This is a genomic window from Azospira sp. MPR-E4, assembly GCF_058809645.1.
Map to the genome: position 1 here is coordinate 37,649 of NZ_JBXAST010000003.1, position 12,209 is coordinate 49,857.

A 12,209-nucleotide genomic window follows, 5' to 3' on the forward strand; every position below is an offset into this window, starting at 1 on the left:
TCATGGCCCACCAGAAAATCCTCATTCTCGACTTCGGTTCCCAGGTCACCCAGCTCATCGCCCGCCGGGTGCGGGAGGCCAAGGTTTTCTGCGAAATCCACCCCTACGACGTGTCGGAAGAGTTCATCCGCAACTACGGCGCCAAGGGCATCATCCTCTCCGGTGGCCCCAGCTCCGTGACCGAGGGCGATACCCCCCGGGCCCCCAAGGTGGTGTTCGAACTGGGCATCCCCGTGCTGGGCATCTGCTACGGCATGCAGACCATGGCCCAGCAGCTGGGCGGCACCGTGATGACCGCCGAGGCGGCCGGCAAGGCCCGGGAATTCGGCTATTCCGAAGTCCGCGCCCACGGCCACACTGCCCTGCTGAAGGACATCGCCGACTTCACCACCCCCGAAGGCCACGGCATGCTCAAGGTGTGGATGAGCCACGGCGATTCCGTCATGGAACTGCCCCCGGGCTTCAAGCTCATGGCCTCCACTCCTTCCTGTCCCATCGCCGGCATGGCCGACGAGGAGCGCAAGTTCTACGCCGTCCAGTTCCATCCGGAAGTGACCCACACCGTGAAGGGCCGGGCCATCCTGGAAAGCTTTGTGCACGGCATCTGCGGCTGCGGCACCGACTGGGTCATGGGCGACTACATCGCCGAGGCCGTCGCTGCCATCCGCGCCCAGGTGGGCAGTGAAGAAGTCATCCTGGGCCTCTCCGGCGGCGTCGATTCCAGCGTGGCCGCCGCCCTGATCCACAAGGCCATCGGCGACCAGCTCACCTGCGTCTTCGTGGACCACGGTCTGCTGCGCCTCAACGAAGGCGACATGGTGATGGACATGTTTGCCCGCAACCTGGGCGTCAAGGTCATCCGCGTCGATGCGGTGGACGACTTCATGGGCAAGCTGGCCGGCGTTTCCGATCCGGAACAGAAGCGCAAGATCATCGGCAAGGAATTCGTCGAGGTCTTCCAGGCTGAGTCCAAGAAACTCTCCGCCGCCAAGTGGCTGGCCCAGGGCACCATCTACCCGGACGTGATCGAATCCGCCGGCAAGGGCAAGAAGGGCGCCCACACCATCAAGAGCCACCACAACGTGGGCGGCCTGCCGGAAGACATGCACCTCAAGCTGCTGGAACCCCTGCGCGAGCTGTTCAAGGACGAGGTGCGGGAACTGGGCGTGGCCCTGGGGCTGCCCCGGGAGATGGTCTACCGCCATCCCTTCCCCGGTCCCGGCCTGGGCGTGCGCATCCTAGGCGAGGTGAAGCAGGAGTACGCCAAGCTGCTGCAGCGGGCCGACGCCATTTTCATCGACGAACTGCGCGCCACCCTGGCCACCGAGCGGGACGTGGCCGCCGGCGCCTGTACCGAGACCGATATCGGCAAGAGCTGGTACGACCTGACCAGCCAGGCCTTCGCCGTCTTCCTGCCGGTGAAGAGCGTGGGCGTCATGGGCGACGGCCGCACCTACGAAAACGTGGTGGCCCTGCGCGCCGTGGTCACCAGCGATTTCATGACCGCCCACTGGGCCCATCTGCCCTACGAGCTGCTGGGCAAGGTCTCCAACCGCATCATCAACGAAGTGCGCGGCCTCAACCGGGTGGTGTACGATGTCTCCGGCAAACCGCCCGCCACCATCGAGTGGGAATGAGTGTGCCGCTCTGCCGGTAGATATCAGGCAGCCTGGCCCAATAAAAAAAAACCGGACGCGAAGTCCGGTTTTTTTATTCCGAGTCCTGGGGATCAGGTCCGGATGAAGCTCGAATCCGGGTTTAGGCGCGGCATTTCGTCGTCCTGCCGATCCTTCAAGGTCTCCCGCAGGGCACTCACAACTTCGGCATGGCCGTGCTGCTGCGCCAGCATCAGGGCGGTCTGGCCGTCACCGGCCGCCTGGGTCGGATTGGCGCCGGCCTGGAGCAGTGCCTGCACCAGGGGCAGGTGGCCGTTCATGGCGGCCATCGCCAGGGGTAGACGGCCCTGTTCGTCCATCTGGTTGGGATCGATCTCCATGGCCAGGACGCGGCGGGCCAGGGACAGATTGTTCCGTTCCACCGCGCCGCACAGGGCTCGGGTGCCTTCGCTGCTTTTCACCTTGGGCTTGGGCTCCAGGCCGCTCGGCACCAGGCGGGTGACCTGATTCACCAGGGAGCCGGCCACCATGAAGCCCAGGGCGATGAGCAGGGGCATGCGCGATACGCCCAGGCCATCGGCCCACTGGTCCGGCAGGTTGGCGCCGACCACCAGCAGGGCGTAGAGCAGGAAAAAGGTGAAGCGGACGTAAAGGAAGAGGGCCAGCAGCACCATCAGGCCGAGGACGGCCACCAGGTAGTTGGTGTTGAGATGCAGGGCCTGGCTCAGGTCGTGGGGCAGGTTGGCCAGCACGGCCAGCAACAGGACCAGGCCAACGAGCATCCATTCGCGGCGACGGCGGGCTTCAAATTGATCCATGGCGATCACTTGTGTGAAATATTTCACAAAATTGTCCGGCATTATTCTTCCCCCTGCAAGTCTTGCCTGAGCCGTTGGCACCCCCAACCCCTTTCCACCTGTCATGGTTCTGTCACATGGGGCGCGAACAATGGACAATTTTCGCCACGAGGCTCCCATGAAAGACTTCGACGACGCCTGTTGCAGCAATGCCAGTCCCAATCCCCATCTTCTCGATCTGACTAGTCCCGCTCGCCGCCAGATGCTGGCCGGCGGCCTGGGAGCCGCTGCCCTGGCCGGCCTGCCCCTGCCGGCAGCAGCCGTCAGCGCGGCTTCCGGTGCCGGGCGGGCGGCCAAGGTGCCCATCGGTTTCGATCCCATCCCGGTTTCCCAGCTGGACCAGGTACGGGTGCCGGCCGGTTACCGGGCCGAACTGCTCTATGCCTGGGGCGACCCGGTGTCCGACGGCTCGGCCTATCGGGCCGATGGGGGCAACAGTGCCGCCGAGCAGGGCCTGCAGTCCGGCAGCCACCACGACGGCATGCATTTCTTCCCCTTCGTCGAGGGCAAGAAGCTCTCTTCCACCCACGGCCTGATGTGCATCAACCACGAATATACGGACGACGGTCTGCTCCACGCCGGCGGCATGGCCGACTGGTCTGCCGAGAAGGTGGCCAAGTCCCAGGCGGCCCACGGGGTTTCAGTCATCGAAGTGAAGGAGGAGGGCGGCCGCTGGCAGGTGGTACGGCCTTCCGCCTACGCCCGCCGCATCACGGCCCAGAGCGCCATCACCGTCTCCGGCCCGGCCGCCGGCAGTGCCGGCCTGAAAACCGCCCAGGACCCCCACGGCCGGCTCATCTTCGGCACCTTCAACAACTGCGCCATGGGCCATACGCCCTGGGGTACCTACCTGACCTGCGAAGAGAATTTCAACGGCTACTTCAAGACCGGCAAGAGCGCCACGCCGGACGAGAAACGCTACGGCATCAACGACAAGACCGCCGGCTATCGCTGGCACGAGTTCGACGAGCGCTTCGACGCCGCCAAGCACCCCAATGAGCCCCACCGTTTCGGCTGGGTGGTGGAAATCGATCCGTGGAACCCCATGCAGCCGCCGGTCAAGCGCACCGCCCTGGGCCGCATCAAGCACGAGGGCGCCACCGTGACCCTGGCGGCGGATGGCCGGGTGGTGGTCTACATGGGCGACGACGAGCGCTTCGAGTACATCTACAAGTATGTCTCCAGGGGCATCTACCAGCCCGGCGACCGGGCTGCCAACGCCAGCCTGCTGGACGAAGGCACCCTGTACGTGGCCAAGTTTGGCGAGGAGGGTAAGGGGCGCTGGGTGGCCCTGGAGCATGGCAAAAACGGCCTCACGGCGGAAAACGGCTTTGCCGACCAGGCCCAGGTGCTGATCCGCACCCGCCAGGCCGCCGACCAGGTGGGCGCCACCAAAATGGACCGGCCCGAGTGGATCGCCGTCCATCCCAAGAGCGGCGAGGTCTATGTTTCCCTCACCAACAACGTCAAGCGCGGTACCAGTGAAGTGCCCGGGCTCAATGCCGCCAATCCCCGGGCCGACAACGTCTTCGGCCACATCGTGCGCTGGCGCGAGGCTCCGGCCAAGGTCCGGCACGATGCCGGCAGCCTGGATTTCGAGTGGGACATTTTCCTCCTGGCCGGCGATCCCCAGCATCCGGAGGCTTCCCGCCGCGGCAACATCAAGGGCGATGCCTTCGGCAGCCCGGATGGCCTGTGGTTCGACGCCGCCGGCCGCCTGTGGATCCAGACCGACGTTTCCACCAGCGTCCTCAACCAGGGCGACTACGCCCGCCTGGGCAACAACCAGATGCTGGTGGCCGACGTGGCGACGGGCCAGGTCAAGCGCTTCCTCACCGGGCCCAAGGGCTGCGAGATCACCGGCATCACCAGCACGCCGGACGGGCGGACCCTGTTCGTCAATATCCAGCACCCGGGGGAGCCGGCCAGCGAGCGTTCCGAGCCGGCCAAGGCCACCGCCATTTCCCACTGGCCCCACAGCCAGTTCCCGGAAACGCCCGCTGGCCGGCCCCGTTCCGGCACCGTGGTGATCCGGCGCGAAGACGGCGGCGTGGTGGGGGGCTAGGGCAGCAGCTCCGGAGCCAGGGGGCGGACCAGGTAGGCCGCTCCCGGCCCGTAGGAAGAAAGATCGGGCGCTACCTGCCCGGGAACGAAGCCGTGGCGGGCCCAGTAGGGGACGGAACCCTGGACGGCAATCAGGCTGACCCACCGCAGGCGGCCATGCCGGAACTCGGCTTTCTGTGCGGCATCCAGGGCATGGGCCGTCATGCGGGCCGCCAGTCCTGCCCCCCGGGTTAGGGGGCTGACGGCCATGTCGTGCAGGTGCAGGGTGTCGGCACCGTCCGTATGGCTACCGCCCCCATCGCCCAGACAGGGCGGGCGGCCCAGGCGGGCGGGCTGGGTGAAGAGGTAGGCGGCCAGTTCGCCGTCTGCCATCTGCGCCACCCAGCACCAGTCCGGAAAGGCCGCCAGCTTGCCGCGGAAGACGGCTTCGTCCTCATGGAAGAAGGGCACGTAGGCCCGGGCCTGGAGCGCCAGCACGGCGGGCAGGTCGGCCCCTTGCATGGGGCGCAGGCGGAAGTTGCGGGAGGTCATGGTCGCAAGCCCTTATTTGGGGCGGTTGGCGGACTTGTCCCGCTGCACCGTCTTCCGGGCAGCCAGGATGTCCGCCAGGTTGCCCTCGATCCAGTCCGCCAGGGCCTGGACCCGCTCCCCGGCCTCCCGGCCCAGGCCCGTCAGGCTGTACTCCACATGGGGCGGCACCACCGGGAAGGCCTGGCGTCGCACCAGGCCGTCGGCCTCCAGCCATTGCAGGGTCTGGGCCAGCATGCGTTCGCTGACGCCGGCCACCTTGCGCCGCAGGTCGCTGAAGCGGTGGGTGCCTTCCAGCAGGGCCACCAGCACCAGCACGCCCCAGCGGCTGGTGACGTGCTGCAGCACTTCCCGGGAGGGGCAGCGGTCGGAAAAGACGTCGCCCCGGCGCATCAGTTCGGCCAGGGTCGGTGTCTCGGCTGGAGTGGTGGCGGGAACGGCGGGTGGGGAGGAGGGCATGGGTACTTACCTTTGTGTGCGTACTTATTTTTAGTTTGTATGGTTGCTATTCTCCCATTTCCCTTGGCAAAACCCAAGCCCGGGGCGGGAGGTGGCCAGTGGCCAATGCTTTCCGCCCGAAACCAGAGATGAAGGAGCAATTCCATGATCGTCGTTACCGGCGCCACCGGCCAACTGGGCCGCCTGGTCATCCAGTCCCTGCTGCAACGGCAGGTTCCCGCCAGCCGCATCGTCGCCGCCGTGCGCAACCCGGCCAAGGCCGCCGACCTGGCGGCCCAGGGCATCGTCGTGCGCCAGGCCGACTACAGCCAACCGGAAAGCCTGCGTACTGCCTTCGCCGGCGCCGAGAAGGTGCTGCTCATTTCCTCCAGCGAAGTGGGCCAGCGCCTGCCCCAGCACCGCAACGCCATCGAGGCCGCCCAGGCGACCGGCGTGGGCCTGCTGGCCTACACCAGCCTGCTGCATGCCGATACCTCGCCCCTCGGACTGGCAGAAGAGCATCGGCAGAGCGAAGCCTTGCTGCGCCAGTCCGGACTGCCCCACGTGATCCTGCGCAACGGCTGGTACACCGAGAACTACCTGGCCAGCGTCGCTCCGGCCCTGCAGCACGGCGCCTACATCGGCGCCGCCGGCGAGGGGCGCATCGCCTCGGCGGCCCGGGCCGACTATGCCGAGGCGGCCGCTGCCGTCCTCACCCAGCCCGATCAGGCCGGCAAGGTCCATGAACTGGCCGGGGACACGGCCTACACCCTGGCCGATCTGGCCGCCGCCATCACCCGCCTGAGCGGCAGGGCCGTGCCCTATGTGAACCTGAGTCAGGCCGATTTCGAGGCCGCCCTGCTCAAGGCCGGCCTGCCGGCGCCCCTGGCGGCCCTGCTGGCCGACTCCGATGCCGCTGCGGCCCGGGGCGCCCTGTTCGACGACCAGCACCAGCTGAGCCGCCTCATCGGCCGTCCCACCACACCGCTGGAGGCCCTGCTGCCGTCCGTGCTGGGCTGACGACGTCTGCGCCCGTCTCTCCCAGGCCGTCCCGGGGTTGAGGGTCGGCCGGGATTCATACGAAATCCTCGAAAATCGCTTTTAACCGACGGATTTGATTTAGAAATTTTTGGCGTCAACTACTTCAACTGGTGGCGCCAGCCAGGCCTGTGGCTCAACAGCGGCGGATCAAATAACGTACCGCACACTACGTTGAACAATTGATTTGAGTTCATTAACCCACCACAGAATTCAGGCTCAGTCGCAATAGTCATTCCCGTCATTCGCGGGAAAATCCACGACATGAACGGACTTGTTGGATCAAGGCATGCCTGGATTTCATCTTGGCCGACCAGTTGAAGCTGGTCGCCTCCTCCGCATGAGTCCGGACTTTCGGTGAAGTAATCCAGATCGATATCGAGGATAGCCGAATCATATTTCAGCCCTGAAACCGCCTCTGTTAATTGCTCCACGGAGTCATAGCAGCAGACCAGGTGCTTCCGTCCGTCGACATCCACGAAGTCCTCCGGGCATTCATCACGCTGCTTCTGCACAACGTGAATGTCACCAATCAAGTTGAGGTAAGCCGCGGCCAGGATGTGACCATCGTTTAAGACATGTAGCTTATCCCAGCAAAAGTAACCGACAGCCTTATAATCATCTGCATCAAGTGCGCTGAGCCACTCGCATTCGAGGTCACAGGGCGGAACAAGATCTTGATGCCAATCCAAAGAAATCAAGGCTGGCGGATTGGGCTGATCAGCTTGTTTGTTTCGCCATTTGAGCCAATAGAAGAAAGCGAAGCGATGGTCCTGAACGATCGCCACCTCGATGGCACGCTTCCGATCGACCGGATGAGCGATGATGTCGTAGTAGGTTCCCGGCGGTCGAATGCACTCGTTCGAATCCATGCCACCCTCTGTAGTCCGCTTTGCTTATGAGCATAGTATCGTTGAAAGCATGTGACGAGGTGCCAAACTGCTGCGCGACAACTGATCCTCCTATTACTTTTTCGGTTCAAAGAGCGATTCTTGGTTCTCTGCACTTCCCTTGCGCTGTCCGCTGCCTTTCGTTGCGGGGGGCTGGCTGATAGTGATCCTTTGCAGGATTTGTTCTTGGCTGGCTAACACAGCTTTTGCTGCAGTCAGTTCAGCCTCCAGGCGGAGTCCGGCTTGATGTGTATCCTGCAATTTCTCTGTGTAGCTTTGGTTGTCCGCTTTCAGTTGATCAAGGTGGGTAGTGCTCTGGGCCAGGCGCTCTTCCAGCTGTTGATTCTTCAGTTCGAAGACCGCCAATTGTTCCCGGGCGGTACGTAGCGGTCGAATTTCGGTTTCCAGGCGATGCAACTCGCTACGAAGATGGGCCTGCTCGCTGGAAAGACGGGCATTGTCCTCGTGGCTGCGGATGAGCTCCTGCTGTTTCGCATTCACCGTTTCCTTGGCTCCACGCAGTTCCCCCTGCAAGAACTGAATCTGCTGTTCGAACTGCCGCTGATCCTGCTCACGTTGCTCCTTCGCCGCTGTGCGGAAATGCTCCAGCGCCTCCCGGGCATGCTGATGCTTTTCTTCCAGCGATATGCGGTGCATTTCTTCCTTTGCCAGTTGCCCCTCCATATCCTCGATACGCTGCGTCATTTGCGCCCGAACGATTCTCTCTTCCTGAAGCGTGCTCAGGGTTTCGCTGTGGGTGGTCTTCTCTGCCGACAACTCCAATACCTGACGCTCAGACTGGCTGCGGAAGGAATCGACTTCATTACGTAACGCGATGATGGTGTCGTTCAGCGCTGAAATTTCCGCCTTGTGCTTATCGGTCAGCGCCGCCATGCGCTGATCGGCTTCCAAATGCAGACGTTCGGCCAGCCTGGCTGACAGGTCTTGAATGGCATCACTGACCGCAACCTGGGTACCGGTATTCCCGCCTTCCTCTTCCTCGATCTCCTTGAGGTAGCGGTGAATCGTACCTTTGGAGCCCGTGTTGCCCAGTTCGCCACGGATGGCGTCAATCGATGGATAGCGCCCCATCGCCAGCAGGTTGTTACGCGCTCTGACAACTTCTGATTTGTAGATTCCGGCTCTGGCCATGGCATCCTCGAATTTCGTACCGTATTACGTAATACGATAGTACATACTGAATTGCGATAGCACAAGGTGAGAAATTGACAAAATATAAGAAGTGATAATGGTTTGTTATTTGGTGTGATCGTGTTTTTTAGGAAACCATGACTCGGAAACCGTACGAAGCAGAGGAAACAGTTGCTATTCAGCCCCCCTCGCTCTCGAGTGGCTTAGCTCAGGCTGTGCCTGCGTGAGTATTCTCACCAAACCTACCACCCAGTGACGCAACAAGGCAGCCACCCTGCCTACTCAGTGCTTTCCAGAGATATTTGGCACCTATCCAACAAGTACTTTCCAGGCCCCAATACCACTAAGTAACATGCCCGAGATAGACAGATGATGTCTTTCATTCTAGTATCGCCCCCGTCATTGGGGAGTAGCCTCCCTCCATCTATTGGAGGGGCCCGTATCAACAGACTCGGTCTTCTGGCCGTGGTGCGGGCGGTTCCTGAACTTGGCAAGACCTTTGACCACATCGACTCGGAATGGCCGGGAGCGGTGTGGTCATTGGTATTTGTCCGGCCAGGGAGTCATTTTGGAAGCATTCCTCGTCTCAACGGGCATCGTAGCCCTGGCCGAAATCGGCGACAAAACCCAACTTCTCGCATTTCTCCTGGCAGCCAAGTTCCGGCGGCCAATCCCTATCGTCCTGGGCATTCTGGCGGCAACCCTCGCCAATCATGCGTTTGCCGGCGCGGTTGGTACCTGGATTACCACTTTGATGCCCCCCCAAGCACTTCGCTGGGTGCTGGGAGTCTCGTTTATCGCTATGGCAATCTGGACCCTCATTCCGGACAAGCTGGATGAGGAAGAAACCCAACTGGCCAAGATGAGTGTCTTTGGCACTACCCTTGTCGCTTTCTTCTTAGCCGAAATGGGCGATAAAACCCAGATCGCTACGGTCGCTTTGGCTGCCCAGTTCCAGAGTCTCGCTCTCGTTGTGGCTGGAACGACCCTTGGGATGATGATAGCGAATGTGCCTGCAGTACTCCTGGGAGACCGTGTAGCTCATCGAATCCCTGTACGCCTGGTTCATGGCATTGCAGCAGTCATTTTTGCCATCTTGGGAGTGGCTACGTTGTTGGGTGCAGGAAACGCATTTGGGATTTAGTACATAGATGGTTTAGGGCAAGGCCTGGATTCATGGTCCGGACTTTTTCGCGATGTTCGAGATGGATATGTCGCACCTATCCTTAGTTTGTAATGCTCATTCTCTAGCTCGCTGGCAGTCTGATACGCCATTCAATGGCAATGTTGGGATGCGCCTTCTGGCGCCACTAGGAGGCAAGATTTATGCGAATACTCACTTGCGACTGCTTAAGGAGGTCAATAAGTCCTCGGGGCTGAACACAAAAAACCATCATAAGTACAGGAACCGCAAGTTTGTGGAGCGAGGTGCTCCACATGTACTCCGGCTCAGTGACGGTGTTCGTGGTGCATGTCAGGAAAATGCGGGTGGCTGTGCTGCAGTGTCCTGTGGACATGGCTGTGACGATGGCGGGTACCGGCCGCCACAGGCGGGTCATGGGGATGGTCGTGATGGGGATCGTCGCCATGGTAGTGGGTGTGCTCGTGGCTGCCAGACTTGTGCACATGGGGGTGCTCATGGCGCTCGGTCAGGTGCAGCCATACCCCCAGCAGCATCAGGGCACCGGCCAGGGCGAGTTGGGGAGTGACAGGCTCCTGCAGCAGGGCGATGGCCAGCAGCGTGCCGAGAAAGGGGGCTACCGAGAAGTAGGCACCAGTACGTGCCGTCCCCAGGTGGCGTAGGGCCACCACGAACAAGATGAGGCTGGCGCCGTAGCTGGCCAGTCCCAGGAACAGGGCTCCCGTAACAATGCCAGGAGCCGGCCACGGAGCATGGAGCGCCAGGGCTAGCGCTAGGTTGGTGGCACCTGCTGCCAGCCCCTTGGTCATGGCGATAAAGGAAGCATCGGCTAGGGACACCTTGCGCGTCAGGTTGTTGTCCACCGCCCAGGCCAGGCAGGCACTCAAGACCAGCAAGGCGGCCTGGCTGCCGGCGAAGCTGGCCTCCCCTGGCCAGGACAGGACCAGGGCGCCGGCAACGATGGTCACCATACCAAGGGCAACCCGACGGTCAAAGTTCTCATGGAAGACAAACCAGGCCAGGAAGGCGGTGAATACTCCCTCGGCATTGAGCAACAGGGAAGCACCGGAGGCCGGCATCCGCGCTAGGCCGAGTAGCAGCAAGACCGGGGCCACCACGCCGCCGGCCAGGATGGCTCCGGCTAGCCAGCCCCACTCGAGTCCTGGCAGGGACACCGCCGGCACCCGCCAGAGGCGGCGAAGCAGAAGGAGACCAAGACCTGAGCCTAGGTACAGCAGGGCCGCGAGTAGCCAGGGGTTGGTATGGACCAACAGCAGCTTGGCCAATGGGGGGCTGGCACCGAAAAGGAGCGCCGCGATCAGAGCTGTGGCGATACCCCCCATGTCGACCTGCTTCATCAGGATTGCTCCCGATCAGTGGTCTTCAGATGGCAGGTGCAGGTCCCTGATGAGTAGCCTATATCCGCCATCATTAACTGCGCCCCCAAAAAAAGTTCACCCGCTACTCTAAAATAGATTTTAAAACTAAAAAACGCATTTATTAATTTCAATTTTTATAACCGAAATAGCGAGTTAAAAAATTTGACAATGCGAATCCATCGCTCTTCCCGCCAAGTAGCAAAAATCAATAACAACAAAAATATGAGCAGTGCTAGAACCCCTACGACAATCAGCAAAAAACCATCATCCTGCCGCATATGGTTGAGCATGTGACAAATACTTCGATGCAATCGATTTACTCTCTTTCGCCAGAAATAAACTCACTAAATTACTATTTCAGATTCCTAAGCAACTCAGCCATATCCTTGAACTCACCTCCGACACGATCCAAAGTGAATTGGTACATAACAGCATTTTCAGCAAAGTGTTGTCGTTCAATATCCATTTCAACAGTATTGCCATCAGCACTGCTTTGATATGGAACGCGATATTTTAAATTAAAAGTATTAACCTTACTTAAGGTGACTCCTGACATGTGGCTAGCGCTTGATTTTGCTAACGCCATTGAATCGCGATTCATTACACCAATTGACTCATTAATTTCAATATCTTGAGCCTTATACCCAGGGGTATCGGAATTAGCAATGTTTGAAGCAATTAATTGTTGCCGATAGGCTCGTATACTCAGCATATTCTCCTGAAAGTCAGATTTTCCGCCACGTGCGTTATTATTGCTTAAAAGGCGCGTAGAATCAGGAGTGTTGTTTTTCAATTTTTGTGTATCACTAGGATTATTTATTAAGTGATAATGCTCTAATATTTTTGAAAAGCTTTGTTGAGTATTGTATTTCTCATTACTCCCCTCTTTGGTAGTTGTACCTCTAAGAGGGAGTGCAATAGAATTTAAATTTGGAATATCCGCCATATGCAATTATTTCTCCTAAATGTGGAATGTTCATAACAAGCCATCTTTGTTATGCCTCATTTTTACTGTTAGGATTTCTATGCTTCCTTGGATGCCTTTTCAATCGGTTAGGGAGGCTTTTTGCATATGACTTTCTTTTGTTTCTTTTCTCTAGATGCCT

11 protein-coding genes and 1 riboswitch are annotated in these 12,209 nt (G+C 60.2%); of the genes, 4 read left to right on the forward strand and 7 right to left on the reverse strand.

Going from position 1 to position 12,209, the window contains the following annotated elements; genetic code table 11:
- The first annotated feature begins 2 nt into the window (after window positions 1-2).
- On the forward strand, window positions 3-1,637 hold the full coding sequence (gene guaA / locus AC1RTA_RS01715) for a glutamine-hydrolyzing GMP synthase (RefSeq protein ID WP_492783803.1): 1,635 nt from the start codon (window positions 3-5) through the stop codon (window positions 1,635-1,637).
- 92 nt (window positions 1,638-1,729) lie between these two features.
- Here guaA and AC1RTA_RS01720 read toward each other — a convergent pair whose 3' ends face one another.
- Window positions 1,730-2,434 carry an ankyrin repeat domain-containing protein gene (locus AC1RTA_RS01720; protein ID WP_157870640.1) on the reverse strand — a complete coding sequence of 235 codons (705 nt, stop codon included), beginning with the start codon at window positions 2,432-2,434 and terminating at the stop codon, window positions 1,730-1,732.
- 157 nt (window positions 2,435-2,591) lie between these two features.
- Between AC1RTA_RS01720 and AC1RTA_RS01725 the strand changes: the two genes are divergently transcribed.
- On the forward strand, window positions 2,592-4,538 hold the full coding sequence (locus AC1RTA_RS01725) for a PhoX family protein (protein WP_492783804.1): 1,947 nt from the start codon (window positions 2,592-2,594) through the stop codon (window positions 4,536-4,538).
- Here AC1RTA_RS01725 and AC1RTA_RS01730 read toward each other — a convergent pair.
- Window positions 4,535-5,068 (reverse strand): GNAT family N-acetyltransferase, encoded by a 534-nt coding sequence (locus tag AC1RTA_RS01730; RefSeq protein ID WP_492783805.1) that lies wholly within the window; start codon window positions 5,066-5,068, stop codon window positions 4,535-4,537. The two genes, AC1RTA_RS01725 and AC1RTA_RS01730, sit on opposite strands and share 4 nt — an antisense overlap.
- A gap of 12 nt (window positions 5,069-5,080) precedes the next feature.
- Entirely contained in the window at window positions 5,081-5,524 is a 444-nt protein-coding gene (locus AC1RTA_RS01735) for a winged helix-turn-helix transcriptional regulator (RefSeq protein ID WP_492783806.1), read from the reverse strand.
- A gap of 144 nt (window positions 5,525-5,668) precedes the next feature.
- Here AC1RTA_RS01735 and AC1RTA_RS01740 point away from each other — a divergent pair, with 144 nt between their 5' ends.
- The gene (locus AC1RTA_RS01740) at window positions 5,669-6,523 is read left to right on the forward strand and encodes an SDR family oxidoreductase (protein ID WP_492783807.1); all 855 of its coding nucleotides are present in this window, start codon (window positions 5,669-5,671) and stop codon (window positions 6,521-6,523) included.
- 119 nt (window positions 6,524-6,642) lie between these two features.
- Here the strand turns inward: AC1RTA_RS01740 and AC1RTA_RS01745 are convergent, their stop codons facing one another.
- Window positions 6,643-7,413, reverse strand: a complete 771-nt coding sequence (locus AC1RTA_RS01745; RefSeq protein ID WP_152089184.1) for a hypothetical protein — start codon at window positions 7,411-7,413, stop codon at window positions 6,643-6,645.
- Window positions 7,414-7,506: 93 nt separating this feature from the next.
- Entirely contained in the window at window positions 7,507-8,583 is a 1,077-nt protein-coding gene (locus AC1RTA_RS01750; RefSeq protein ID WP_152089183.1) for a DNA-binding protein, read from the reverse strand.
- A 392-nt stretch (window positions 8,584-8,975) separates the two neighbouring features.
- A riboswitch (yybP-ykoY riboswitch) is annotated at window positions 8,976-9,148 on the forward strand.
- 3 nt (window positions 9,149-9,151) lie between these two features.
- Here AC1RTA_RS01750 and AC1RTA_RS01755 point away from each other — a divergent pair.
- The gene (locus AC1RTA_RS01755) at window positions 9,152-9,727 is read left to right on the forward strand and encodes a TMEM165/GDT1 family protein (RefSeq protein WP_152089182.1); all 576 of its coding nucleotides are present in this window, start codon (window positions 9,152-9,154) and stop codon (window positions 9,725-9,727) included.
- 305 nt (window positions 9,728-10,032) lie between these two features.
- On the opposite strand, the gene AC1RTA_RS01760 is transcribed toward AC1RTA_RS01755, so the two are convergent.
- Together AC1RTA_RS01760 and flgB are read right to left on the reverse strand one after the other, a co-directional pair.
- The gene (locus tag AC1RTA_RS01760; protein ID WP_152089181.1) at window positions 10,033-11,082 is read right to left on the reverse strand and encodes a DMT family transporter; all 1,050 of its coding nucleotides are present in this window, start codon (window positions 11,080-11,082) and stop codon (window positions 10,033-10,035) included.
- Window positions 11,083-11,455: 373 nt separating this feature from the next.
- Window positions 11,456-12,049 (reverse strand): flagellar basal body rod protein FlgB, encoded by a 594-nt coding sequence (flgB, locus tag AC1RTA_RS01765; protein WP_314624389.1) that lies wholly within the window; start codon window positions 12,047-12,049, stop codon window positions 11,456-11,458.
- Window positions 12,050-12,209: the final 160 nt, after the last annotated feature.